The sequence below is a fragment of the Pseudomonas putida genome, from assembly GCF_022627325.1.
Taxonomy (GTDB): domain Bacteria; phylum Pseudomonadota; class Gammaproteobacteria; order Pseudomonadales; family Pseudomonadaceae; genus Aquipseudomonas; species Aquipseudomonas putida_X.
This window is the reverse complement of sequence record NZ_JAETZZ010000006.1, coordinates 128,521-154,531: the sequence shown is the minus strand read 5'-3', so window position 1 is coordinate 154,531 and position 26,011 is coordinate 128,521. Positions and strand designations below refer to the sequence as shown.

At 61.0% G+C, this 26,011-nt stretch carries 22 protein-coding genes and 1 tRNA gene; 16 read left to right on the top strand and 7 right to left on the bottom strand.

From position 1 onward, the window contains the following. Positions 1–16 precede the first annotated feature (16 nt). The 3 genes from JNA92_RS11715 (at position 17) to JNA92_RS11705 (ending at position 2,137) form a co-directional block, all read left to right on the top strand. Complete coding sequence (locus tag JNA92_RS11715; protein WP_241804812.1) at positions 17–709, top strand: pseudouridine synthase; 693 nt, start codon at positions 17–19, stop codon at positions 707–709. A 344-nt stretch (positions 710–1,053) separates the two neighbouring features. After that, positions 1,054–1,944 carry an alpha/beta fold hydrolase gene (locus JNA92_RS11710; protein WP_241804811.1) on the top strand — a complete coding sequence of 297 codons (891 nt, stop codon included), beginning with the start codon at positions 1,054–1,056 and terminating at the stop codon, positions 1,942–1,944. Between the two features lie 119 nt (positions 1,945–2,063). Next, positions 2,064–2,137 (top strand) — tRNA-Gly (locus JNA92_RS11705). 93 nt (positions 2,138–2,230) lie between these two features. Here the strand turns inward: JNA92_RS11705 and JNA92_RS11700 are convergent. Then, positions 2,231–3,298: a glycerophosphodiester phosphodiesterase gene (locus JNA92_RS11700; RefSeq protein WP_431312459.1), complete on the bottom strand. Its 1,068-nt coding sequence runs from the start codon at positions 3,296–3,298 to the stop codon at positions 2,231–2,233. 113 nt (positions 3,299–3,411) lie between these two features. Here JNA92_RS11700 and JNA92_RS11695 point away from each other — a divergent pair, with 113 nt between their 5' ends. The 4 genes from JNA92_RS11695 (at position 3,412) to JNA92_RS11680 (ending at position 8,124) form a co-directional block, all read left to right on the top strand. Next, the gene (locus tag JNA92_RS11695; RefSeq protein WP_241804810.1) at positions 3,412–4,422 is read left to right on the top strand and encodes a DUF4917 family protein; all 1,011 of its coding nucleotides are present in this window, start codon (positions 3,412–3,414) and stop codon (positions 4,420–4,422) included. Between the two features lie 649 nt (positions 4,423–5,071). Next, entirely contained in the window at positions 5,072–6,469 is a 1,398-nt protein-coding gene (locus JNA92_RS11690; RefSeq protein WP_241804809.1) for a saccharopine dehydrogenase C-terminal domain-containing protein, read from the top strand. A gap of 15 nt (positions 6,470–6,484) precedes the next feature. Beyond that, positions 6,485–7,216 carry a hypothetical protein gene (locus tag JNA92_RS11685; protein WP_241804808.1) on the top strand — a complete coding sequence of 244 codons (732 nt, stop codon included), beginning with the start codon at positions 6,485–6,487 and terminating at the stop codon, positions 7,214–7,216. Further along, complete coding sequence (locus tag JNA92_RS11680; RefSeq protein ID WP_241804807.1) at positions 7,213–8,124, top strand: EamA family transporter; 912 nt, start codon at positions 7,213–7,215, stop codon at positions 8,122–8,124. The genes JNA92_RS11685 and JNA92_RS11680 overlap by 4 nt, the downstream gene beginning before the upstream one ends. An 80-nt stretch (positions 8,125–8,204) precedes the next feature. Here JNA92_RS11680 and JNA92_RS11675 read toward each other — a convergent pair whose 3' ends face one another. Together JNA92_RS11675 and JNA92_RS11670 are read right to left on the bottom strand one after the other, a co-directional pair. Continuing rightward, positions 8,205–9,419, bottom strand: a complete 1,215-nt coding sequence (locus JNA92_RS11675; RefSeq protein WP_241804806.1) for a class I SAM-dependent methyltransferase — start codon at positions 9,417–9,419, stop codon at positions 8,205–8,207. 99 nt (positions 9,420–9,518) lie between these two features. Continuing rightward, entirely contained in the window at positions 9,519–10,136 is a 618-nt protein-coding gene (locus tag JNA92_RS11670) for a TPM domain-containing protein (protein WP_241804805.1), read from the bottom strand. Between the two features lie 186 nt (positions 10,137–10,322). Here JNA92_RS11670 and bglX point away from each other — a divergent pair, with 186 nt between their 5' ends. From bglX to JNA92_RS11640, 6 genes are all read left to right on the top strand, one after another. Further along, on the top strand, positions 10,323–12,614 hold the full coding sequence (gene bglX / locus JNA92_RS11665; RefSeq protein WP_241804804.1) for a beta-glucosidase BglX: 2,292 nt from the start codon (positions 10,323–10,325) through the stop codon (positions 12,612–12,614). Positions 12,615–12,696: 82 nt separating this feature from the next. Continuing rightward, on the top strand, positions 12,697–14,454 hold the full coding sequence (locus JNA92_RS11660; RefSeq protein ID WP_241804803.1) for an ATP-binding protein: 1,758 nt from the start codon (positions 12,697–12,699) through the stop codon (positions 14,452–14,454). Then, positions 14,448–15,782 (top strand): sigma-54-dependent transcriptional regulator, encoded by a 1,335-nt coding sequence (locus JNA92_RS11655; RefSeq protein ID WP_241804802.1) that lies wholly within the window; start codon positions 14,448–14,450, stop codon positions 15,780–15,782. Before JNA92_RS11660 ends, JNA92_RS11655 begins: the two co-directional genes overlap by 7 nt. Before the next feature lie 276 nt (positions 15,783–16,058). After that, positions 16,059–17,378, top strand: a complete 1,320-nt coding sequence (locus JNA92_RS11650) for an MFS transporter (RefSeq protein ID WP_241804801.1) — start codon at positions 16,059–16,061, stop codon at positions 17,376–17,378. A 388-nt stretch (positions 17,379–17,766) separates the two neighbouring features. Further along, a complete protein-coding gene (locus tag JNA92_RS11645) occupies positions 17,767–18,132 on the top strand; it encodes a heme utilization protein (protein ID WP_241804800.1) in 366 nt (121 codons plus the stop codon). A gap of 116 nt (positions 18,133–18,248) precedes the next feature. Beyond that, positions 18,249–18,854: a flavin reductase family protein gene (locus JNA92_RS11640; RefSeq protein WP_241804799.1), complete on the top strand. Its 606-nt coding sequence runs from the start codon at positions 18,249–18,251 to the stop codon at positions 18,852–18,854. Here the strand turns inward: JNA92_RS11640 and JNA92_RS11635 are convergent, their stop codons facing one another. Both JNA92_RS11635 and JNA92_RS11630 read right to left on the bottom strand, forming a co-directional pair. Then, complete coding sequence (locus JNA92_RS11635; protein WP_241804798.1) at positions 18,855–19,088, bottom strand: hypothetical protein; 234 nt, start codon at positions 19,086–19,088, stop codon at positions 18,855–18,857. It lies immediately after the preceding gene. A gap of 57 nt (positions 19,089–19,145) precedes the next feature. Continuing rightward, entirely contained in the window at positions 19,146–19,439 is a 294-nt protein-coding gene (locus tag JNA92_RS11630) for an antibiotic biosynthesis monooxygenase family protein (RefSeq protein WP_241804797.1), read from the bottom strand. Positions 19,440–19,641: 202 nt separating this feature from the next. Between JNA92_RS11630 and JNA92_RS11625 the strand changes: the two genes are divergently transcribed. Next, positions 19,642–20,562: an AraC family transcriptional regulator gene (locus JNA92_RS11625; protein ID WP_241804796.1), complete on the top strand. Its 921-nt coding sequence runs from the start codon at positions 19,642–19,644 to the stop codon at positions 20,560–20,562. Positions 20,563–20,574: 12 nt separating this feature from the next. On the opposite strand, the gene JNA92_RS11620 is transcribed toward JNA92_RS11625, so the two are convergent. Further along, positions 20,575–22,212, bottom strand: a complete 1,638-nt coding sequence (locus tag JNA92_RS11620; RefSeq protein ID WP_241804795.1) for a 5-guanidino-2-oxopentanoate decarboxylase — start codon at positions 22,210–22,212, stop codon at positions 20,575–20,577. A gap of 111 nt (positions 22,213–22,323) precedes the next feature. Between JNA92_RS11620 and JNA92_RS11615 the strand changes: the two genes are divergently transcribed. Then, positions 22,324–23,199: a LysR substrate-binding domain-containing protein gene (locus JNA92_RS11615; RefSeq protein ID WP_241804794.1), complete on the top strand. Its 876-nt coding sequence runs from the start codon at positions 22,324–22,326 to the stop codon at positions 23,197–23,199. A 106-nt stretch (positions 23,200–23,305) separates the two neighbouring features. Here JNA92_RS11615 and JNA92_RS11610 read toward each other — a convergent pair whose 3' ends face one another. Next, positions 23,306–24,175 (bottom strand): isocitrate lyase/PEP mutase family protein, encoded by an 870-nt coding sequence (locus tag JNA92_RS11610; protein WP_241804793.1) that lies wholly within the window; start codon positions 24,173–24,175, stop codon positions 23,306–23,308. Between the two features lie 382 nt (positions 24,176–24,557). On the opposite strand from JNA92_RS11610, the gene JNA92_RS11605 reads away from it, so the two are divergent. After that, positions 24,558–26,009, top strand: coding sequence for an MDR family MFS transporter (locus JNA92_RS11605; RefSeq protein WP_241804792.1), 1,452 nt, complete (start codon positions 24,558–24,560; stop codon positions 26,007–26,009). Positions 26,010–26,011 lie beyond the last annotated feature (2 nt).

The window sequence follows — 26,011 nt, the reverse complement described above, 5'->3', positions numbered from 1 at the left end:
GGACCACCTCAACGCCATGCGCCTCGACCGCTTCCTTGCCAACCTGCCCAGCTACAACCGCCAGCAAGTACGCTTGCTGCTGGTACAGCGCCGCGTGCGGGTGGATGGCGAAACGGTAACCGACCCGCAGGCCGAAGTCCGTGTGTTCAGCCGCATCGAGGTGGATGATCTGCTGCTGCAGGCCGGGCGCCCGGCGCGCTACCTGATGCTGCACAAACCGCCCGGCTGCGTCAGCGCCACTCACGACCCACAGCACCGCACCGTACTCGACCTGCTGCCTGCGCCGTTGCGCGAGGACCTGCACATTGCCGGGCGGCTCGACTACAACACCACCGGCCTGATGATCCTGACCAACGACGGCCAGTGGTCCCGGCGCCTGACGCAGCCGGCGACGAAGCTGCCCAAGCGCTATCGGGTGGAAACGGAAGATGAAATCGGCGCGCACTACATCGACACGTTTCGCGCAGGCTTCTACTTCGCCTTCGAAGACCTGACTACCCTCCCCGCGCACCTGGACATCCTTGGCCCGCGTACGGCGCAGCTGTCCATCACTGAAGGGCGTTATCACCAGGTCAAGCGCATGTTCGGCTACTTCGACAACAAGGTTGTGGGGCTGCACCGCGAAACCATGGGGGCGATACAGCTCGATCCAGGCTTGGCGCCGGGCGAATTCCGGGCGCTCACGGCTGCAGAAATCGCCTCGGTCTAGAGCGGTTCAGGCACGGTCAACACGTCGTACGACCGCCCGGCGAGAAAAGTCACAATTTTATCCAGCCGGCACTTGCGGGATGCCAGACCCGATGCTTGACTCCTAACTTGTCGGTCCGCGCGTGACTCGTCGGTCACGCTGCGCGCCAAGACATCTTTTTGTCGGCTACCCAAGGCCTCGATGCCTTGGAGCACGGCAGATTGCCCGCCAAAAACAATACCGTCGACACGTGTGCCAAGGATCGACACAGGGCCCGGTAATTCCTTCAGGCAAATGCCTACCTGTCATAAAGAACGTGCACCCTAGGTGACGCGAACACCCTTTTTGCGCCAGGAGTCGATGACATGAGGCCAGAAATCGCTGTACTTGATATCCAAGGTCAGTATCGGGTTTACACGGAGTTCTATCGCGCGGATGCAGCCGAAAAGACGATCATCCTGATCAATGGCTCGCTGGCCACCACGGCTTCGTTCGCCCAGACGGTGCGTAACCTGCACCCACAGTTCAATGTCGTGCTGTACGACCAGCCCTACTCGGGCAAGTCCAAGGCGCACAACCGCCAGGAACGCCTGATCAGCAAGGAAGACGAGGCGCATATCCTGCTTGAGCTGATCGAGCACTTCCAGGCCGACCACGTGATGTCGTTCTCCTGGGGCGGTGCCTGCACCCTGCTGGCGCTGGCGCACCAGCCGCGTAGGGTGAAAAAGGCGGTGGTCAGCTCGTTCTCGCCGGTGATCAACGAACCGATGCGCGACTACCTGAACCGCGGTTGCCAGTACCTGGCTGCCTGCGATCGCTACCAGGTCGGCAACCTGGTCAACGACACCATCGGCAAGCACTTGCCATCGCTGTTCAAGCGCTTCAACTACCGGCACGTCAGCAGCCTGGACAGCCATGAATATGCGCAGATGCACTTCCACATCAATCAGGTACTGCAGCATGACCTGGAACGGGCACTGCGTGGCGCACGTAACATCGACATCCCGGTGCTGTTCATCAACGGCGACCGTGACGAGTACACCACAGCCGAAGACGCTCGCCAGTTCGGCAACCATGTCGACAACAGTCACTTCACGGTGATCCGGGATGCCGGGCACTTCCTGGACATGGAAAACAAGACGGCCTGCGAAGCCACCCGCAGCGCGTTGCTCGGTTTCCTCAAGCCGACCGTGCGCCAGGTGCGGGCACGTACTGCGTACAACGCCAGCCAAGAGCAGCATGCATGGGCAATCTGAGTGCATCGGCGCCCTGTAGCCATGGCCTGCAGGCTATGGGCGCCGACAGTTTTTTTTCACCGGTTTATAACGAGGGCTTCTAATTCCAGACAGGTTCTGGTAAAAAGTCGAGCGCAGACGCGGGTATAGTTTAATGGTAGAACAGTAGCTTCCCAAGCTTCCGACGAGGGTTCGATTCCCTCTACCCGCTCCACATCGCATCCCCCGCATGGCGTTCCAGCAACGTCATCGCTGCCCTCGAGGCGAAGATCATCCGCAAGCCGGCCGGCTTGACAGACTCAACCGCTCAGTACCCCAGCCTTTTCAGCACAGCCGACTCACGTTCAGCCGGGCGATCATAAAAGCGCAATAGCGCACCCGCCCTGTTGGTAAAGACCCCGTCCACCCCCGCCTTCATGGCTGCGTCGAAGTCCTGCGCCTCGTCGAGCGTATAGACGTGCACCAACAGCCCACGCTCATGGCCGGCCTGGTTCATCCATGGCTCAATGAGATCGGCGTAGCTCTGTTCGCCCAGCTTGCCGCGCCTGGCAGAAGGCCCGGTTCCAATTGCACCGCCCTGCTTGGCCAAGTCCAGCCAGCGCAGGAATTCAGCCCGGCTCTTGGGTTGCTGGCGGGCATAAAAAGCGGCCTTGTCGCTTTCGCCTGAACCCGCGAAATCGTGTCCCGAGGCCGGTGCGATGGCCTTGGTGCCCACCCACAGCAGCAGAATCTTCGGTACCTGCGGCATCGTCTCGTGCAGCAGCGCCAGGCTGTTGCGGTCGAATGTCTGCAATACCACGCGCCCAGGCCGGTCGAGCCAGCCACGGGCCTTCAAGCGCTCCTTGAGCTGGCGCTCAATACCGGGGAACTGGCTGGGCACCTTGGTCTCGATGTACAACCCGGGCTGGCGCTGCGGGTTGCCTTCGGCAATATCGATGACTTCGTCGAGGGTGAGGATCGGCAGGTTGGCGAACGACGCCCGTGCACGTGCCGGATAGGCCTCGTTGAACCAGCTACCGGCGTCCAGGGACTTGAGCTCGGCGAGGGTAAAGGCGCTGACTGGGCTGTGTTTGCGCTCGGGGAAACGCTTGGCGACATCGCTGGTACGTGACAGCTCATCGTCGTGGACCACAACCAGCACGCCGTCGCGCGTGCGCTGCAGGTCCAGTTCCAGATAGTCGGCGCCCAACTCGCGGGCCAACAGGTAAGCGGGCTTGGTGGATTCCGGTGCATCATAGGAGGCGCCGCGGTGAGCGATCACTGCCGGGTAGGGTATGCCATGGGCTGCGGCGAGGGCCTTGCCGTCCGTTGCCAATGCCACGCCGGCCTGCACCAGCGCTGCCAAGGCCAGCATCCCGATCAAACAATTGCGCATCTGAAGTCCTCTTTCGTTCTGCGAACTTGGTCGTGGCTCTAGCGCAACCCTCGCACACATTGCATGACATGCTAAAGTCGCCCCCGTTTCCCGCTCCAGCGAATGGACCCATCATGCCCGCACTAGACGCCCACCTCGCCACCTGGCAGGAACTCGCCCACCGCCACCCCTGCGAAGCCCTGCTACTGGGCAACGGCGCCAGCCGTGTGCTGTGGAAACCATTCGGCTACTTTTCGCTGTTCGAAGAGGCCCAGCGCGCCGGCCGCAAAAAAGGGCTGGCGATCAGCGACCAAGCCTTGTTCAAGTCCTTGGGCACCGAACTGTTCGAACCGGTGCTCACTACACTGAACCAGACCGTGCGCGCCAATGCGGCGCTGGCGATCAACTCTACTGCGCCGCTGAACCGCTACTACTCGATCAAGGAAGCGCTGATCCACGCCGTGCGCACCGTGCACCTGCCATGGCCTAAGATGCCAGTGACGACCCTGGCGTCCATCAACCAAGCCTTACGCGGCTACCGTAGTGTCTACACCAGCAACTATGACCTGATCCTGCCTTGGGCAGTGCAGCATGCACCTCAGGGCTTCGCCACGCTGTTCGATGAGCAAGGTTTCTTCGACGTACGCCGCACGCGCAGCGAAGGAACGCGCGTGCTGCATGTGCACGGTGGCCTGCACCTGCTCAAGCTGCCAGACGGCACCACCCGTCAGCGCAGCGCCGAAAGCGCCGAACTGCTGGACGGCTTTGCCGTGAACATCCCGGGGGAAGTACCGCTGTTCGTCAACGAAGACCGGAGCGACGAAAAACTGCGCGCCATCCGCAACTCGGACTACCTGGGCTGGTGCCTGGGCCAGTTGGCCCAGGAAAGCCAGGGCCTATGCTTGTTCGGGCAGCATCTGGACAGCAGCGACCAGCATCTGCTCGACGCCATTCGCCAGGCGCGGCCGCGCCATCTTGCAATTGCCATACGGCCGTTGAGCGAGGCTTCGGTGATCAATCAGAAGCAGCACTTTGTGGAACGGTTTGGTGATCTGGCGGGCACAGCGCTGCATTTCTTCGATGCGGGTACGCATCCGCTGGGGGCTGCAGCGTTGGCGATCGAAGTGCCGACGGTGCGCCGTTAAGACCGCTTCCAGGGTTCGCTCTCAATAAGCAAAAGCCGTGTGCACTTGATCGTGCGTGCATGAGCGCTTAACACATCGTGACCATCGCATCCTGAGTCAGGCGAGCATGTCTTGGCCGTTGCTATGACTTCCGCTGGTCTGCAACCAGGCCAGCACGTTGGCGATGCCAAGGGAGGTACTCCGTTGATGCGAACTCCATTCCGGCATCATGAAGGCATGAATCAACTTCCCTCATGCGTGGCGTATCTATGCCTGGATAGTCACGTACCAACCATGCACTTTCGAAAGTGCACACCAGATCTCAAATATCTAGCTCGAACTAGCCACTAATAAGAAAAATCCCACGCAACGCAGCGCTATATCTGTAGTACACGTCTGAAAAAACAGGTATTCACGAGAATACCCTTGACCTATTAGCAATACAGCTATTGTATTGACACTTCGAAACGTCGTTACCCGATGAAATGCGACACCAGGCAACAGCATCTTGAAAATCACGTCATGCATCGCCTAGATACATTAAATTCAAGTGCGATACCTAGCCCACAACAGCACATCGAAAGCGCGCGCTGAAAGGCAACACTACAAACGACATTACCGACACACCGAGTGCAGCCTCACACTATAAAACCAATCAGGGCTTTAGCATATGAAACTCATCATTATTGGCTACGGAGCGGTATCCAGCGCAGTACTCCCTCTCCTTATCAATGAATTACGCGACGAAATAAAATCGCTAAAAATCATCGCCCCTTCAGTTAACGACAAAGAGACAAAGGAACAAGGGCTGCGCGTCACTTGGGCTCATCAAAAACTAACAAAATACAACTACAGATCCGTTCTGAAGGAACTTGATGACGAAACATTTCTCATCAATCTATCAGTCGACGTTTCATCCTTAGATCTGATCGCGCTCTGCCATGAAAATAATGCTATGTATCTGGATACCTGCATTGAGCCATGGGCGGGGCACTACACCGATCCCAGCATTCCACCTGCAAACAGAACAAATTACTCTTTGCGAGAAAGCATGCTCGCATTAAAGCGCGCATTGCATAATGGGCCAACCGCGATCATTGCTCATGGAGCGAATCCCGGGTTGGTGTCTCATTTCGCCAAACAGGCCCTGCTCAATATTTCCCAAGACCTACATCCATCCAGTAACGCGAGCCCGATTACACGCCAAGACTGGGCGCGATTAGCTTGGCAACTGAATATCAAGACCATTCACGTTGCGGAACACGACACCCAGGTAGCAGATAAATCCAAAAACCCAGGGGAGTTCTTAAACACTTGGTCTGTAGATGGTTTTATCGGAGAGGGATGCCAGCCCTCAGAGCTGGGATGGGGAACTCACGAACAACATTTGCCCGACGACGGTCACTTCCATACAACATCTGAAAGTAAGTCAATTTATCTGAATCGCCCAGGCGCGTCGGTGCGCGTAAAAACCTGGACACCTGCCTACGGCCCGTGCCTAGGATTACTGATTACCCATAACGAGGCGTTGTCACTGTCAGAATACCTGACCTATAAAGACGACCGTGGGCTCATCTACCGACCTACAGTCCACTATGCCTATCACCCCTGCAATGACGCTATTCTTTCCATTCATGAACTTAGTGGCAATTTCTGGCAGCCGCAACCGCGTAAACGAGTGCTTCGGGGAGACGAAATCGTTTACGGTTCAGATTATCTGGGCGTGCTTCTCATGGGCCATGAAAAGAATGCTTACTGGTATGGCTCAGTACTCGAAAACTCCACTGCTCAGCGTCTTAACCCCCAGAGTTCGGCCACCACCTTGCAAGTGGCTGCTGGGGTCCTGGCTGGCGTTAAATGGGCAATTGCTAATCCTAAGCAGGGGCTTGTGGAAGCGGAAGAAATTGATTTTAGACTCGTACTGGAGGTCGCTCAGCGTTATTTAGGAGACATGGTCGGCGCTTACACAGACTGGACACCGTTTAGTAAATCTAAAGCACTATTTCCAAACGAGCGTGCCGGTGCCGGCGTCGACGAAGACTGGCAGTTTGCAAACTTCCTTGAATAGATGAGGGATGCATCGATGAATTACAAAAAAACGGCTATTGGACTCAAATCCTATGACTGGTCATCTGTAGAGTTACTAAATGATCTGTCTCCCACCTCCATTACTGGTTGCAAAGAAAAAATCAAGAGCCGCGAGGAGAATTTCTGGCATGACATGAGCTCTGAGTTTGACTCAAAACATTTCCTCACCTACCTCTTAAGCCGGAATGATCTTGACCTGAGCGATGAGTTTCTGGAGTTTGTCTGCCTTTGGCACTTGGACGAGCAAAATCATTATCGAGGCCTCCGCAAAATCAACAGCGTTCTCTACGGACAAAGTGAGGCATCCATCGATGAGAGAATCAGATCAAGGGAACCAGACTTTAGGTCAATCGCGCCATTTCTCGCCGATGAATTCACAGTATTGCTTTCTATCGCATTCGATGAAATCACAAGTACACGGGCGTACAAACAAGACTTCAACCTCTTTGATAGCCTCGGCCCCGACTGCCTGTCAACTTGGATTAGAAATGCCGCCCGGGATGAGGCTGCACATTATGGAAACGCTATAAAGCTTTTAAAACTAAATCACTCCTCCAGATTTGAAGAAGCTCCTGACTTATTAGACAACATCGTTTCCTACGAGAGTTCTCAAGCGTTTCTGTACCAGAATACCTTCATTTTCGACCATGACACCGATGATTTTTCGACGGCATTACTCAACCATAGCCGCTCTACGATTCTTGAAGTTTTAGGCAGGCCAACATGAGCTGGTTATATTTTTCGCTGATGGCGCCACTGCTGTGGAGTCTCTCTAACATGGTGGACAAATTTGCGATCAATAACATCACATCGCACTATATTTCATTCACCTTTCTGCTGAGCATTGGCAACATATTCTTCGCCATTGGCATTTACTTTTTGCTTCGACCATCTGATCTAGACCCTTGGACCGCGAGTATAAACTTACTGTCCGGCCTGGCAATATTCTTGCAATATTTCGCCTATAGCTATTCACTGGAGGAAATGGACGTCTCCGCCGTAATCCCGATCCATCAATCGGAACCGCTGTTCGTTCTCATCGCCTCAGCATTGCTATTCAATTCGATCCCCACATACGGGCAGGCAAGTGGATTCGTGCTGATAACCGGGGGTATTCTGCTGCTCTGTATTTCACGTAAAACAATGAGCGGATTAGGCCAGAAGAGGCACCTATCAATGATTTTGGTGTCCGCTTTTTTCGGTGCGGCATCCACCATCATCTCAGATGAAATACTCAAAACAAAAAGCCTGGAATCCGTACTGCTTTTCAACTTTGCAGGCTACGCACTTGGCGGGGTACTGCTCTTGCTAGTCCCCTTCTGCCGAAAGCTGATCACTCACGACCTGAAGCGACTAACCACCAAAGAATATTGCATTTTTGGCACCACCAACACCTTGGATGTAGGCGGCTATGTTTTTTTCATGGCTGCATTGTCTGCAGGTGGTGGAGCTGCACTGGTATCCGTCGTCGTCAGCATACATCCACTGTTTGTTCTTCTCTTCGGTTACGTCGCAACACGGTATTTTCCGAATACGCTAACCGAAGATATCGCGCCGACAAGCTTATTCCGAAAAATTGCTTCAATACTCGTAATCGTGGCTGGCGTCGCGGTGATCTCACTGACTGCGCGCTGATGGCAGAGCTGCGCAGGTTTATCGTTTTCGGGGCTGGCGTACCTCCACGGTCCGACCGGTCCGCTAGCCCCGTGACGGGTTTAAATCAAACCATCCCCTCGCAACAACGTCTCCAGGCAATGCTCCTGCACGCCATAAAACGCTTTCAGTTGCGCAATCTTCTCCAGCAACGCTTGCGCCGGTGCGGGCTGCTTGCGTTTCACGGCAAGAATCATCTTGTTCTTGTTGGTGTGCTCCAGCGAGATGAACTCGAACACCTTGGTCTCGTAACCACAGGCTTCCAGATACAGCGCGCGCAAGCTGTCAGTGAGCATCTCGGCCTGTTGCCCCAGATGCAGCCCGTATTGCAGCATCGGCTGCAGCAAGCCTGGGCTTTGCAGTTGCGGGCGAATTTGCTTGTGGCAGCACGGTGAGCACATGATGATCGCGGCGTTGCAACGGATTCCCGTGTGGATCGCGTAATCAGTTGCAATGTCGCAAGCATGCAGGGCGATCATCACCTCGATGGCCTCGGGTACGACGCTGCGCACATCGCCGCACTGAAACTCAAGGCCCGGATGCTCCAGGCGCGAAGCGGCTGCATTGCACAAATCGACCATGTCCGGACGCAGCTCCACCCCGGTCACCTGCGCCGTGCGGCCCAGGCTGTTGGTCAGGTAGTCGTGCATGGCGAAGGTCAGGTAGCCCTTGCCTGAGCCAAAGTCGGCCACCCGCAGCACCTGCTCAGCCGGCACCGGCGCATTGGCCAGGGCGTGATCGAACACTTCAACGAACTTGTTGATCTGCTTCCACTTGCGCGACATGGACGGGATCAGCGCTCCCTGTGCGTCGGTCACACCCAGATCACGCAGGAAGGGGCGCGACAGTTCCAGATAACGCTTCTTCTCGCGGTCGTGGCCCGTGCTGGCAGCAGCTTCGCGCGGCGCCTGCGCACCGTGGCGCTGGAGCATCGGCTTGCCCTTTTTGCTGAAGGTCAGTTGCACTTCGCCCTCGGCGTCGAACAAGTGGGCATTGCGAAAGCTTTCCGGCAGCAGCCCGGCAATCAATGCCTGGACCTGCTCCAGCGGCACGTTACGGGTGATGTCGCGCGTTTGATGGCGGTAGACCAGCGACAGGTTGGCCTGCCCTTTGACCTGCACCGGCTTGGCGATGATCCGCTGCAGGGTCGGGTCGGTGCCGATATGGCGCGCCAGCACCAGCTTGACCAGGGTGTTGCCGTGCAAGGCAGCGCTCAGCAGGTCGAGAAACTGGGCGCGCGCATCCGGCGCGATGGAAGCGGAAGTACTGGCGGACATGGAAAACAGGTGCCTCGGATAGCGGTGAGTGCGTTGCACAATGCCGCGCATTCTACGTTGATGCCCGGCTCAGGCGAAGGTTTTCGCGATGGGCGTGGTTCACTCCAGAATCACCAGGCGGTTCGGCAGCTCGTTGCCTGCGTGGGTGCGTGGCACGTGCTCGCACAGCCGCTCACCGCAAGCCTCGATGCACTCGATGAAGCCCAGAAGGGTGTGGCCCTGGCGCACCTGCTCGGCAAAGCGGGCGCCGATCACCGCACGCGCATGGGCATCGAGGTGCCGATCGATACCTTGATCGACCAGAATCTCCACATGCAGCTCAGCTTCGGCCACGAAGATCAGCACCCCGGCCCCCTTGGCCGTGCAATGCAGTCTCTGCTCGCGAAACTGTTGCCGGGCCAGGCGCGATGCCCGCCAGCGGCGCAGCGCAGGGGGGACCAACCAGGCGTTCAGGCGTGGGATGCGCAGCAGCGCGCACAGGCCAATGAACAGCAGCAGGTTGGCCACCAGCAGCGCGTGCCCAACCGGCCAGCCCAGCACCAGCTGCAGCAGGCCAGGCCCCGCCAGCGCCAGCACGGCGGCCCAAAACAGTGGAAGATAGGGGTAATCATCGGCGCGTCGGGCCAGCACGGTCACCAGCTCGGCATCGGTGCGCCGTTCCACGCGCGCTATGGCCTCAGCGATCTGGCGCTGCTGGTATTCGTCGAGGGGGGTCATGCCTTCGGTCTCTGATCGTTTTTATAGTTGTTGTCCCGGCACGCGGGCGATCCTCAGCGAGCGACATAATCAGGCATAATCCGCCGCTGGAATTAATGCCGGTAAATCGTACAACAATAGCCGCCTGAAAACTTCTGCCGCGCGCGTATCACTGTGGATACGGCACAGGCCTCGACAACGGGATTCATGATGAAACTGTCTTTGCTGGGCCTGGCCTTGGGCCTTGCCAGTCAGGCGGCCCTTGCCGCCCCCACCGCCCCGCCCCTGCAGGACAAGCAGGCATTCATCGAGCATCTGATCAGCCAGATGACCGAGGCAGAAAAGATCGGCCAGTTGCGCCTGATCAGCATCGGCCCGGAGATGCCACGGGAAAAGATCCGTGAGGAAATCGCCGCAGGCCGTATCGGCGGTACTTTCAACTCGCGCACCGCCCCCGAGAACCGGCCCATGCAGGACGCCGCCATGCGCAGCCGCCTGAAGATTCCGATGTTCTTCGCCTACGACACCATCCACGGCGAGCGCACCATTTTCCCGATCGGCCTGGGGCTGGCTGCCACCTGGGACATGGACGCCATCGCCAAGGTCGGCCGCACGTCGGCCATCGAAGCCGCCGCCGACGCCCTGGACATGACTTTTGCGCCCATGGTCGACATCGCCCGCGACCCTCGCTGGGGCCGCACCAGCGAGGGCTTCGGTGAAGACACCTACCTGACCTCGCGGATCGGCCAGGCGATGGTCCGCTCGTTCCAGGGCAGCAGCCCGGCCAACGCCGACAGCATCATGGCCATCGTCAAGCACTTCGCCCTGTATGGCGCGGTGGAAGGCGGGCGCGACTACAACACGGTCGATATGAGCCTGCCGAAGATGTACAACGACTACCTGCCGCCCTACCGCGCCGCGCTCGACGCCGGTGCCGGCGGGGTGATGGTAGCGCTGAACTCGATCAACGGCGTGCCGGCCACCTCCAATACCTGGCTGATGAACGACCTGCTGCGCAAGGAGTGGGGCTTCAAGGGCGTGACCATCAGTGACCATGGCGCCATCCAGGAGCTGATCCGCCATGGCGTTGCCCATGATGGTCGCGAAGCGGCCAAACTGGCGATCAAGGCCGGCATCGACATGAGCATGAACGACACCCTGTACGGCGAAGAGCTGCCAGGGCTGCTCAAGTCAGGCGAGGTGACCCAGGCCGAACTGGACCAGGCCGTGCGCGAAGTACTGGGCGCCAAGTATGAAATGGGCCTGTTCAAGGACCCTTACGTGCGTATCGGCAAAGCCGAAACCGACCTGAAGGATTACTACGGCGAGGACCGGCTGCACCGTGAGGCCGCGCGCGACGTGGCGCGCCGCAGCCTGGTGCTGCTGGAAAACCGCAAGCAGACCCTGCCGCTGAAAAAAACCGGCACCATTGCCCTGGTCGGCCCGCTGGCCGATGCGCCGATCGACATGATGGGCAGCTGGGCTGCCGACGGTAAGCCGATGCACTCGGTCACCGTGCGCGAAGGCCTGCGTCGCGCCGTCGAGGGCAAGGCCAAGCTGGTCTACGCCAAAGGCTCCAACGTTACCGGCGACAAGGCGATCGTCGATTACCTCAACTTCCTCAACTTCGATGCCCCGGAAATCGTTGACGATCCGCGCCCGGCCGCGGTGCTGATCGATGAAGCGGTCAAGGCAGCGAAACAATCCGATGTGGTGGTGGCGGTGGTGGGCGAGTCCCGCGGCATGTCCCACGAGTCGTCCAGCCGCACCACCCTGGAGATCCCGGCCAGCCAGCGCGAGCTGATCAAGGCCCTGAAAGCCACCGGCAAGCCGCTGGTGCTGGTGCTGATGAACGGCCGGCCGTTGTCGATCGCCTGGGAGCGCGAACAGGCCGATGCCATCCTGGAAACCTGGTTCGCTGGCACCGAGGGCGGCAATGCCATCGCCGACGTGCTGTTCGGTGACTACAACCCGTCGGGCAAGCTGGCCATTACCTTCCCGCGTTCGGTCGGGCAGATCCCGATGTATTACAACCACACGCGCATTGGCCGCCCGTTCACCCCAGGCAAGCCGGGCAACTACACCTCACAGTACTTCGAAGAGCCAAACGGCCCGCTGTATCCATTCGGTTACGGCTTGAGCTACAGCACTTTCGAACTGTCGGGGCTGAACCTGTCGCACAAGGACCTCAAGCGCGGCGACACGCTGGAGGCCAAGGTGACGGTGAAGAACACCGGCAACGTCGATGGCGAGACCGTGGTCCAGTTGTACCTGCAGGACGTCGCGGCATCCATGAGCCGTCCGGTCAAAGAGCTCAAGAACTTCCAGAAAGTGATGCTCAAGGCCGGAGAGTCGCGGACCTTGGCCTTCCGTATCAGCGAAGAGGACCTGAAGTTCTTCAATGGGCAGCTGCAGCGGGTCGCTGAGCCTGGCGCGTTCAATGTCCAGGTCGGCCTGGACTCAGAGGCGGTGCAACAAAAGGGCTTCAACCTGCTGTAACGGACCTGCAAGCCTTACCGTCCTCTCGCTGGCTTGACGGCGACAGGACGGTACGGACAACCCCATCATCCGGACCTGCCCCATGCCATTTTCCTTTCGCGCCCTGCGTTTGGGGCTGATCACCCTGCTGATCCTGGCCGGCACTGCGCTCAGTGCCGGCTGGGCCATGCAACAGGCCAAGCGCCAAGCCATGGAGGAGGATGCCCGCCGCGCCAGCCAACAGTTGGGGCTGTACGCCACCTCGCTGCATACCTTGATCGAACGCTATCGCGCCCTGCCTGCGGTGCTGGCGCTGGACCCTGAACTGATCCAGGCACTGCGCGGCCCGATCAGCGAGCCGGTGCAGAACGCACTCAACCGCAAGCTCGAACGCATCAATGGTGCCGCCAATTCCTCCACCCTGGAGCTGCTCGACAGCACCGGGCTGGCCGTCGCGGCCAGCAACTGGCGGCTGCCCACCACCTACGTAGGCTCCAACTACGGCTTTCGCCCGTATTTCAAGCAAACCCGCAGCCAGGGCAGCGGCCGTTTCTATGCCGTGGGCGTGACCAGCGGCGTGCCGGGGTATTTCCTGTCCAGTGCAGTCACCGATGAACAAGGGCGCTTTCTCGGGGCCATGGTGGTCAAGCTGGAGTTTCCCGAACTTGAACGCGAGTGGCGCCAGGGCAACGACATCCTACTGGTCAGCGACGCCCGCGGTATCACCTTCATCGCCAACCAGGACGGCTGGCGCTACCGCGAACTGCAACCGCTCAGCGGCCCCGATCGGGCAGAACTGGCCGAGACCCGCCAGTACGACAAGCAGCCGCTGGTAGCGCTGCAGCATCAGGTGCTGACCCGCTTCGCCAGCAACAGCACCCTCAGCCGCGTGCAGGGGCCTGATGGGCCGGCCGAGTACCTGTGGGAAAGCCTGCCGCTGGAAAGTGAAGACTGGACCTTGCACCTGTTGCGCAAACCACAACTGGCCGCTGATGGCCGTAACGCAGCCCTGGGCGCAGCCGCCGCGTGGCTGAGCCTGGTGTTCGCCGCACTGTTGGTCAGCCAGCGGCTGCGCCTGGCCCGCTTGCGCCGGCGCAGCCGCGAAGAGCTCAAGCGCCAGGTGGAAGAGCGCACCCGCGAGCTGCGTACCGCCCAGGAGGGCCTGGTGCAGTCGGCCAAGCTGGCCGCACTGGGGCAGATGTCAGCCGCCATGGCCCACGAGATCAACCAGCCACTGACAACCCAGCGCATGCAACTGGAGACCCTGCGCCTGCTGCTTGATCACGGCCGTTACGAAGAGGCACGCCAGGCGCTGGAGCCGCTGGAGCAGATGCTCACGCGCATGGCCGCGCTGACCAGCCACCTGAAAACCTTCGCCCGTAACAGCCCGGTCGGTCTGCGCGAGCGGCTGGACCTGGCGACCGTCGTCGATCAGGCCTTGCACCTGCTGGACACACGCATCCGTAACGACGAGGTCGAAGTGGCGCTCTACCTGGCCCGCCCGGCATGGGTGCGCGGTGATGCGATCCGCCTGGAGCAGGTGCTGATAAACCTGCTGCGCAACGCCCTCGACGCCATGGCCGACAAACGTTACAAACGCCTGGAAATCCGCATCGAGCCCGAGCACGATCAATGGCGCCTGAGCGTGCTCGACTCTGGCGGCGGGATTGCCGAGCCCGACCTGGCCAAAGTGTTCGACCCCTTCTTCACCACCAAACCCGTGGGTGAGGGGCTCGGCCTGGGCCTGGCGATTTCCTATGGCATCATCCATGAGGCCGGCGGCCAGCTGCAGGCCGAAAACCTGCCAGGCGGTGCGCGCCTGAGCCTAACTCTGCCCCGCGACCTGGAGCCTGTATGTTGAATTCAGTGATCGTCGTCGATGATGAAGCCAGCATTCGAAGCGCCGTCGAGCAATGGTTGAACCTGTCAGGTTTCAACGTGCAATTGTTCGCCCGCGCCGAGGACTGCCTGGCTCAGTTGCCCCGTCATTTTCCAGGGGTCGTGATCAGTGACGTGCGCATGCCGGGCATGGGTGGCTTGCAGCTGCTCGAGCGCGTGCAGGCCGATGACCCGGACCTGCCGATCATCCTGCTGACCGGGCATGGCGATGTGCCGATGGCGGTGGAAGCCATGCGCAACGGTGCCTATGACTTCCTGGAAAAACCTTTCACCCCACAGCACCTGCTCGGTAGCCTGCGCCGCGCGCTGGAGAAGCGCCAACTGGTGCTGGAGAACCGCCGCCTGCATGAGCAGGCAGACCTCAAGTCGCGCCTGGAATCCACGCTTCTGGGTATGTCCCAAGGCCTGCAACAATTGCGTCGGCAGGTGCTGGACCTGGCCAGCCTGCCGGTCAATGTGCTCATCCGCGGCGAAACCGGCAGTGGCAAGGAGCGTGTGGCGCGCTGCCTGCACGACTTCGGCCCGCGTGCTGGCAAACCCTTCGTGGCACTCAACTGCGCAGCCATTCCTGAGTCGCTGTTCGAAGCCGAGCTGTTCGGCCACGAAAGCGGTGCCTTTACCGGCGCCCAGGGCAAGCGCATCGGCAAGCTCGAATATGCCAACGGCGGCACGGTATTTCTCGATGAAATAGAAAGCATGCCACTGGCCCAGCAAGCCAAACTGCTGCGGGTGATCCAGGAGCAGAAGCTGGAAAGGCTGGGGGCCAATCAGAGCATCAGTGTGGACCTGCGAATCATCGCCGCAACCAAGCCTGACCTGCTTGAAGAAGCGCGGGCCGGGCGTTTTCGCGAAGACCTGGCCTACCGCCTGAATGTCGCCGAGCTGCGCCTGGCGCCGTTGCGCGAGCGGCGCGAGGACATCCCGCTGTTGTTCGAACATTTCGCCCATGCCGCCGCGCAGAAACTCGGCCGCTCAGCCCCGCCGCTGTCGGGGACGCAACTGGCGCAGCTGCTGTCCCATGACTGGCCGGGCAACGTGCGGGAACTGGCCAATGCCGCCGAACGCCACGCCCTGGGGTTGGGTTCGCCGAGCCTGGACAGCTTGCCTGCAGGCCATTCCCTGGCAGCGCAGATGGAAGCGTTCGAGGCGCAATGCCTGCGCGCGGCACTGCGCTTGCACAAGGGCGAAATCAAAGGGGTGATGCACGACCTGCAACTGCCCAGGCGCACCCTCAACGAAAAAATGCAGCGCCATGGGCTGGTACGCGAGGATTTCATCGCAAGGGAATGAGCGGAAATCCGCCTATAGGCTTACCTCAATAAGCAAAAATCCGCTTACTGCTACGTATTTTCATAGGCCTGCCCTGCAGTTCCTCACCTGCGAGCTCGCGCCGATGCAACCGCGACGGGCCAGCAGCAGCGCGCCTCCCGTGGCCCCGGCACGCCCACCAACGGCGCGACGCGCCCTCAAATGAATCACCACGCACCCGTTTGGCACACCTTCTGCAATCTTGCTGGCAAGCTGCGCTTCGGCGCGCTCCACAAAAACAACGAGAAGGTATCCCTGATGGATAACGCCACCTCCCTGCCAACCGGGGCAGCTGTCGCGCCCGCCGCAGAAAGAACCACCGCCAGCCGCCTCAAGTCGATCTTCAGCGGCTCCATCGGCAACATGGTCGAATGGTACGACTGGTACGTCTACGCAGCATTCTCGCTGTATTTCGCCAAGGCCTTCTTCCCGGCCGGCGACTCCACCGCACAACTGCTCAACACTGCCGCGATCTTCGCCGTGGGCTTCCTCATGCGCCCGATCGGTGGCTGGCTGATGGGCCTTTACGCCGACCGCAAGGGGCGCAAGGCTGCGTTGATGGCGTCTGTGCTGCTGATGTGCGCCGGCTCCCTGGTTATAGCCCTGACGCCGGGTTACGAAACCATCGGCGTCGCCGCCCCCGTCCTGCTGGTCATCGCCCGCCTGCTGCAGGGCCTGTCGGTAGGTGGTGAATACGGCACCTCAGCTACCTACCTCAGCGAAATGGCCAGCAAGGACCGCCGTGGTTTCTTCTCCAGCTTCCAGTACGTCACCCTGATCTCCGGCCAGCTCATCGCCCTGGCGGTACTGATCGTTCTGCAGCAGACGCTGACCACCGAGCAACTGTATGCCTGGGGCTGGCGCGTGCCGTTCGTGATTGGCGCACTGTGCGCGGTGGTCGCGCTGTATCTGCGCCGTGGCATGGAAGAAACCGCCTCGTTCACCAAGAAGGAAAAGGCCAAGGAAAGCCTGATGCGCACCCTGATGCGCCACCCCAAGGAACTGATGACCGTGGTCGGCCTGACCATGGGCGGCACCTTGGCCTTCTATACCTACACCACCTACATGCAGAAGTACCTGGTCAACACCGTCGGCATGAGCATCAGTGATTCGACCACCATCTCGGCGGCCACGCTGTTCCTGTTCATGTGCCTCCAGCCAATCATTGGCGGCCTGTCCGACAAGATCGGCCGTCGCCCGATCCTGATTGCCTTTGGCGTGCTGGGCACCCTGTTCACCGTGCCGATCCTCAGCACCCTGCACACCATCCAGACCTGGTGGGGTGCGTTCTTCCTGATCATGGCCGCGTTGATCATCGTCAGCGGTTACACCTCGATCAACGCCGTGGTCAAGGCGGAACTGTTCCCGACCGAGATTCGCGCGCTGGGCGTCGGTCTGCCTTACGCCCTGACCGTCTCGATCTTCGGCGGCACCGCAGAATACGTAGCCCTGTGGTTCAAGAGCGCCGGGATGGAGAGCGGTTTCTACTGGTACGTCACAGCGTGCATCGCTTGTTCGTTGTTGGTGTACGCAACCATGAAGGACACCAAGCAGCATTCGCGGATTACGACTGACTGACCGTGATCCTGCGGTTTGAAAAGGGGCGCCCAAGTAACTGGGCGCCCCTTTTTTCATTGTGCAAAAACGCATTTGTGATGCCGCAGAGTGCAGGGTTCGAGTGTTCTGCCGCCCGTGACACCTGCCCTTCAGCCAACCCAATACCCGCCTTAACTCCGCATTAATTCCGCTGCGCCATCCTGCATACGCTGACAAGCCCTTTGCACGCGAACTGCCTCACCGGCGTTCCGGTGGCTTCACCAAGTGCGATGTTCGCCATTGGCGGGCCCAAAAACATCTACTAATTCGATCTGTTAGCGCGGATTTTTGCGCTTTTCAATCAAATTAATCGGCGTAGCATTGAACCCATAGAAACGAAACACCTTTCGAACCCAACGGAGCAACGACCATGAAAAACAAACTGATCCTTACCCTGGCCTTCTCGGTTTTCGCCACTGGCGCCTTTGCCGAAGATGGATTCGATCGCACCAACGGCCACAGCTTCGCAGCGGCCCACAGCCAAGCGGCCACTTACGCTGAAGACGGTTTCGACCGTACCGGTGCACAGCGCTTCGCCGAAGACGGCTTCGACCGCACTGGCGCACAACGCTTCGCCGAAGACGGCTTCGACCGCACTGGCGCACAACGCTTCGCCGAAGATGGCTTCGACCGCACTGGCGCACAGCGCTTCGCCGAAGACGGCTTCGACCGCACTGGCGCACAACGCTTCGCCGAAGACGGCTTCGATCGCACCAACGCCCACCGCATCAGCTGATCCCTGATGCGTGCCACCAGCCCGGCCTCGGTCGGGCTTGATCATTTCCAGGCGGGCACAAGCTTGGCACACTAGGCGCCTCGTCCCCTCTGGAGGTAGGGCCCCAAGCCCCGCAGATGTACTACTACGAACCCGCCAAAGGCCACGGCCTGCCCCACGACCCGTTCAATGCCATCGTCGGCCCACGTCCGATCGGCTGGATCTCCTCCCAGGACCGCGAAGGCCGCTTGAACCTCGCGCCCTACAGTTTCTTCAATGCCTTCAACTACATCCCGCCAATCATCGGTTTCTGCAGCGTCGGGCGCAAAGACAGCCTGAACAATATCGAGCAGACCGGCGAGTTCGTCTGGAACCTGGCCACCCGCCCGCTGGCCGAAGCCATGAACCAGAGCTGCGCAGCCGTACCGGCAGAGGTCAACGAATTCGACTTGAGCGGGTTGAGCGCAACCCCGTCGAGCCTGGTGAAGGTGCCCCGCGTGGGCGAAACCCCGGTGGCCTTCGAATGCAAGGTGAGCCAGATCGTCCAGCTCACGCGGGCCGACCAGGAGCCGGTGCCGAGCTGGCTGATACTGGGCGAAGTGGTGGCGGTGCACATCGCTGAGCACCTGCTCAAGGAGGGTATTTACGATACCGCGGCCGCCGAGCCGATCTTGCGAGGCGGTGGCCTGGCGGACTACTTCGAACTGGGCAACCTGTTCAAGATGAGAAGGCCACAGGTGTGATCACCAGAGCAATTGGCCTTCTTCACCCACGCCCTTGAGGCGATCAAGCTCAGCGCAGGCGGCCTCGTCGGCCGCCATGGCGCTCTTGAACACCTGGCCATCGAGCACCTTGTGGAAACGCGGCGCTCCCCCCATGCCCAAGGCCTTGACCGCGATAGCAGCGTGGTAACCGCCGCCCTCCACCGGGACCATCGCCGAAACCGCTTCGAAATGCGGGAATTCTTTACGTGCCATTGTTGCAATCCGCGTCGTTGATCGAGGGGCGGGATTCTACCCCGCGCGGCGTGGCATTCAACCAAAGGTATGCAGATCCAGGCTGCTGACCACCTGGGCTTGCACCAGCTCGCCGAACACCTGCAGGGCCGGCGACTCGAAATAACCTGTCATCGCCTGCTGGTCACGCCAGCTCCCGCTGAGCAGCCACAGATCGGCATCGGCCTGCGAGCGCTGTACGGTAAAGCTCAGGCAGCCAGGCGCGCTCAGCGAGGGTTCGAGCAGGTCCCGCAAACGCACGCCGAGCTCTGCCGAGCGACCACTGCTGGCACGGATGAAAGCCAAATGGGTGACCGGTTGTAGAAGGGCCATTGCACGATCTCCTTGGAGCAGATGGACGGGAAAACCAGGCTGCCAAGGTTAGTGGCGCCCTCGCGCGGCGCGTTAGGCCATTACTGCACGTCGATTGCCTGATCCTGCCGCGCGGCAGGATCAGGCAATCGACGTGCAGCTTTGGACTAGCGCCCACCCTTGCCCAAACCTATGCTGCGTCGGTCAGCAGAGGAAAGCCATCATGACCCCCGTCCCGTCCATTGATCCGACTCTGGAAGTACAGCGCCAGGAACTGGCCGAGCTGATCGGACGACATGCCGGCGAGGCCCACGGCCCCGCGTCGGCCATCGACGACCTGTACCTGGTGCGCTACACCGAGAATGTGCGCTCGGTGCCGACCTTGGCCCAGCCGGCCCTGTGTGTCCTTGCGCAGGGCAGCAAGACGCTGTTTCTGGGCGACGAGCAGTATGCCTACGACCCGCTGCATTACATGGTGGTGTCGGTGACCCTGCCGCTCAGCGGCGCGAAGCTCGATGCCAGCCCGGAAAACCCCAGCCTGGGCCTGCGCCTGGACCTCGACCCGGCCGAGATCAGCCAGTTGATCGCCGAAAGCGGGCCGATGCTGGTGCCCAACCTGCCCTCAGGCCGCGGCCTGTACGTGGAAAGGACCGACCCGCAACTGCTCGACGCACTGCTGCGGCTGATTCGCCTGCTGGACTCGCCGCGTGACATCGCCATGCTCGCGCCGCTGATCCGCCGGGAGATCCTTTACCGACTGCTGCGCGGCCCTCAGGGCTACCGCCTGTATGAAATAGCCCTGGCCAACAGCCAGACGCACCGAGTGTGCCAAGCCATTACCTGGCTCAACCAGAACTTCCAGCAGCCGCTGCGCATCGAGGACCTGGCGCGTGAGGTCAACCTCAGCACGTCAACCTTGCACCACAGGTTCAAGGCCGTGACCTCCATGAGCCCGTTGCAATACCAGAAGCAATTGCGCCTGCAGGAGGCCCGCCGCCTGATGCTCAACGACGGCCTCGAGGCGGCGGTGGCAGGTTATCGGGTGGGCTATGAAAGCCCCTCGCAGTTCAGCCGCGAATACAGCCGGCTGTATGGCGCCCCGCCGATCCGGGATGTGGCACGGCTGCGGGCCAGTGCCGGGTGATGGTTTGCGGGCTCAGCCTTTGACCGCTGCCTGCCACTGGTTCTGATCGACCTGGATCAACGTCGGCCCATTACGCTCCACGGCCCTCCCCAGGGCCGCCTGCAGCTGCTGCACATCGCCGACCTGTTCCGCTTCAGCCCCCAAGGCACGTGCCACGCCGATGAAATCGGGGGTATGGATATCCACCCCGACCGGTTCGATGGCACGGTTGACCATGTACTTCTTGATTTCCTCATAGCCCTGGTTGTTCCACAACAGCACGATAAGCGGCACCTGGGCCTCCACCGCACTGGCCAGCTCCGGCAAAGTGAACTGCAGCCCACCGTCCCCGATCAGGCACACTGCCGGGGCACGCGCGGCGGGTCGCTCGGCACTGCCCAGCCACGCCCCCATCGCCGCTGGCAGCGCATAACCCAAGGTGCCGTAGCCGGTCGAGGCATTGAACCAACGGCGTGGCTGGTCCATATCCAGGGTCAGGTTGCCGCTGTACACAGGCTGCGTCGAATCGCCCACCAGGATGGCGTTGGGCAAACGTTCCAGAATGCTGGTCAGCAAACGGGTCTGGCTCAGGGTTGGCGGGTCCCATGTCGCGCTCAGTGACGCGCGCAGGCGCGCTACGCGTGCCGCCCCCCACGCGCCATCGCGAGCAGGCTGTGGCAGGTCGTGCAGGGCATCGAGCAGTGCCTGCGCTGCCAGCTCGGCATCGGCGACCAGCGCCAGCTCCGGCAGGTAGTTGCGTACGGTCTGGTCCGGATCGATGTCGATGCGCAGCAGTGCGCCAGGGATTTCAAAGCCGCCCTTGAATGTCACGTCGTAGTCGGTTTCAGCCAGCTCGGTGCCAATCGCCAGCACGACATCTGCCTCTGCCACCAGCGCACGGGTAGCGACCAGCGACTGGGTCGAACCGATCTGCAACGGATGGTCAGAGGGCAGCAGGCCCTTGGCATTGATGGTGAGTGCCACCGGTGCCTGCAGATACTCGGCCATGCGCGCCAACGCAGGGCCGGCAGCCAACGCACCGCCGCCGGCCAGGATCAATGGCTTGCGCGCCTTGCCCAGACGTTCGGCCATCCGTGCCACCGCCTGCGGCGCGGCGCCCGCACGGCTACTGCGCACAGGGCGCCCCGGTAGCAAGTGGTCGGCAGGCTCGACCAGCACATCCAACGGAATCTCGATATGAACCGGGCGCGGCCGGGCGCCATCGAACACGGCGAACGCGCGCGCCAGTACCTGCGGCAAGTCATCAGCGCTCATCAAGGTGTGCGAGAACGCGGCCACCCCAGCCACCAGGGCGCTCTGGTTGGGCAGCTCGTGCAGCTTGCCACGCCCCCCGCCCAGCTGGCTGCGCGACTGCACGCTGGAAATCACCAGCATCGGGATCGAATCAGCGTAAGCCTGGCCCATCGCGGTGGTGATGTTGGTCATCCCGGGGCCGGTGATGATGAAACATACCCCCGGCGTGCCACGCGTACGCGCATAGCCGTCAGCCATGAAGCCCGCGCCTTGCTCGTGGCGCGGTGTGACATGCCGGATCGACGAGCCCGCCAGGCCTCGGTAGAGTTCCACGGTATGCACGCCGGGAATGCCGAAAACATGGTCAACGCCATAGCTTTCGAGGAGTTTGACCAGTACTTCGCCGCAGGTAGCCATCACGTTTCACCTTGTATCCGTTGGAATCTGCGCTCATTGGACCCAACCGGGGCTATCGCGACAAGGCAAAAAAAAGCATACTAGCCATGTCTTTAAATCATGGCTTGAGCGATGAAACGCCTACCACCGCTTTCCTCCCTGCACACCTTCCTGATCACCGCCCAGCACTGCAACTTCACCCGTGCCGCACAGCAGTTGCATATCACCCAGGGCGCCGTCAGCCGGCAGATCGCGGGGCTCGAAGAGCACCTGGGGTACGCCTTGTTCCAGCGCCAGGCCCGTGGCCTGAGCCTGACCCGTGAAGGGCAAGACTGGCTGCCGCGCGTGCAGCAGGTATTTGCCTTGATCGATCAGGGCGTACGGGAAGTGGGCGGGCGCAGCGCGACCCTCCAGCTCAAGGCGCCGACCTGCGTGATGCGCTGGTTGCTGCCGCGCCTGATGGAATGGCAGGCGCTGCGCCCGGATGTGCCTGTGGAGCTGACCACCACAGTGCAGCATGGCGTGGATTTTCGTCGTGAAGGGTTCGATGCAGCGGTCGTCTACGGCGATGCGCCGAACCATGGGCTGCACGTGTGCAAGCTGTTCGATGAACAGCTCACGCCGGTATGCGCCCCCTCGTTACTGGCAGGGCCGGTGCCACTGAAAGAGGTTGGGGATCTTCAGCGCCACATGCTGCTGCACCCCTCGCGTGATGAACATGACTGGCGCCTATGGCTACAGGCCGCTGGGGTCGCCTTCGACACTCAAGGGCCCCGGCAGCATTTCGAAACCTTGGACATGGCCATGGCAATGGCCTCCCAGGGCACCGGGGTGGCCATAGGTGATTGGGCGCTGATAGGTGACGACCTGAAAAGCGGCAGGCTGTGCATGCCGTTCGGGCTCAAGGTGATGACCGGCAAAGGCTATTACCTGGCCTGTCAGGCCAGGAATGTGCCGCCTGGGCTGGTCGAGTTGATGGCTTGGCTGCAAGCGCGCGCCAACCGCTGAACGCCTGAGCCCGCAGCGCGGCAGTATCGGCAAGCACCGGCCAACGAATGCCCTAGGGTGCTTGCCCGTTGAGCGCCGCCCGCCAGGCGGAACGGCGCCATGCCGGTCACTCGTCGACGCTCATGTATTCCTTGGCCCAGCGGATGTAGTCCTCAGGCTGGGTGTAGGTGTGCGACAGCTCGGTGGCGGTGAGGTTTTCCGACTTGTTCTGCCGACCGCGCTGCAGGCGCAGGCAGTCATAAGTGGCCTTGATCGCGGCAAAATAGGCGGCATGGCCATCGACCACGATCCGCACGCCAAGGCGCGCCAGGCGCTCATCGTCGTGCAGGTTCGGGTTGGCATAGGTCACCAGCATCAGCGGCACGCTCAGGTGCTCGGCAATCTGCTCCAGTTGCTCGAAGTCTTTGACACCCACCATGCAGATGGCGTCGGCACCGGCCTTCTGGTAGCTCTGCGTGCGCACGATGATTTCTTCGGTGCTGAGCACACCGGCGTTGGTCCGGGCGATGATCGACAGCGACGCGTCTACCCGTGCCTCCAGCGCCGCACGGATCTTGCCAACGCCCTCCTCGACCGGGATCAGGTCGGTGGACTTGCGCCCGAACTGGGCCGGCAGCAGCGTGTCTTCGATCGTCAGCGCAGCCACACCGGCGCGCTCCAATTCGACGACCGTGCGCATGACGTTCAGCGCATTGCCATAACCGTGGTCGGCATCGGCGAGCACCGGCAGCTGGGCCACCCGGCCGATGCGGGTAGCCTGCTCGACGAACTCACTCAGCGTGATAAGGGCGAAGTCTGGTGCGGCCAGCACCTGCAGCGAGGCGACCGAGCCGCCGAGAATGCCGACTTCAAAGCCCAGGTCAGCGGCAATACGCGCCGACATCGGGTCGAACACGGACGCCGTGTGATAGCAGGAACCTGAAGCGAGCAGCTCGCGGAAGGCAAAACGCAGATCTTGATGGGAAGCCTTGGGCATGATCACTCCGCTTATACGTAAAATTGAACGGTTGCTACCGACCCCTGAATCGGGTCTACCTGACCTGTTCCAACCGTCGCCATCTGGGCGGTCATGCTCGACATGCAGGCAGAGGAATAAAAGGTGTGGGAAACAGCGGCACTGGAAACCTGCGACATAATGTTGCACCACGCTGGTGCAACCCCAGGATTCAAGGCTCTGCGGCCTATGCACGATATCACGCGGCCATGCAGCACTGGATGAATGCGCCAATGCCGATCTTGCATAGGCGATGCAGATAGTGGATAGGTAGCTATCTAAGTCGGGTTACAATTGCACATTTGATGCCGACCCGTTTCGCGGGCCGGCCAAGCCACCGCCGTCCTTCAAACAAGGTACCCCCGTGACCGCCGCCCTGCCTCCTGCCGGCCTGCGTAACGTGCTCAACGCGTTGATGCTGGCCATTTTCCTTGGCGCCCTGGACCAGACCATCGTCGCCGTCTCACTGCCCGCCATTTCCGCGCAGTTCAATGACGTCGGGCTGCTGGCCTGGGTGATTTCGGGCTACATGGTGGCGATGACCGTGGCGGTGCCGATCTACGGCAAGCTGGGGGACCTGTATGGGCGCCGGCGCATGATCCTTACCGGCATCAGTCTGTTCACCCTGGCCTCCTTCGCCTGCGCCCTGGCCCAAGACATGCAGCAACTGGTGCTGGCGCGCGTACTGCAAGGCATCGGTGCGGGCGGAATGGTCTCGGTGAGCCAGGCGATCATCGGCGACTTCGTGCCGCCGCGCGAGCGTGGGCGCTACCAGGGCTATTTCAGCAGCATGTATGCCGCAGCGAGTGTGGCAGGGCCGGTGCTAGGTGGCTGGCTGACCGAATACCTGTCGTGGCGCTGGGTGTTCTGGATCAACCTGCCCTTGGGCTTGATCGCCCTGTGGGCCCTCCATCGCGCTCTACGGGGCATACCCGTGCAACGGCGGCGGGCTCAGGTGGACTATGTGGGGGCGGTTTTGTTGATCCTTGGCCTGGGCAGCCTGCTGCTGGGCATTACCCTGGTCGGCCAGGGCCATGCCTGGACTGCGCCTGCCGTGGTGGCCCTGTTCGCCTGCGCCGGGCTTGGCGCGGCCTTGTTCATCGGGCATGAACGTCGTTGCCAGGAGCCATTGCTGCCACTGGGGCTGTTCGGCAACCGGGTTGCCGTGCTGTGCTGGGCGGTGATTTTCTTCGCCAGCTTCCAATCGATCTCTCTGACCATGCTGATGCCCCTGCGTTACCAGGGCATCACCGGGGCCGGGGCCGACAGCGCGGCGCTACACCTGCTGCCTTTGGCCATCGGCTTGCCTATCGGTGCATTCACCGGCGGGCGCATGACCAGCTTCACTGGCCGCTACAAGCCGCAGATCCTCGCCGGTGCGTTGCTGATGCCGGTGGCAATCTTCGCCATGGCCATCACCCCACCACAGTCGGGCGTACTCAGCGCGCTCTTCATGCTGTGCACGGGGATCGCCTGCGGGCTGCAGTTCCCGACATCGCTGGTAGGCACACAGAGCGCCGTGGACAGCAAGGACATCGGCGTGGCTACCAGCACGACCAACCTGTTCCGCTCACTGGGCGGCGCGATGGGCGTGGCATGCATGTCCAGCGTACTGCTGGCACTGCTGCATCAGGGTGGGTTCGAGTTGCTGGGTAATCCGTTGCTGGGGAGCCTGCAGGCAGGCGAAGCGGACCCAGCAACCCAGGCACGATTACTGCAAACCTTCAGGCACCTGCTGCTGGGCAGCGCCGCAGTGGCGATGCTCGGGCTGGTCGCGGCGGTGGCATTGCCAGACCGGCAGTTGCGTGGACGCTAGGG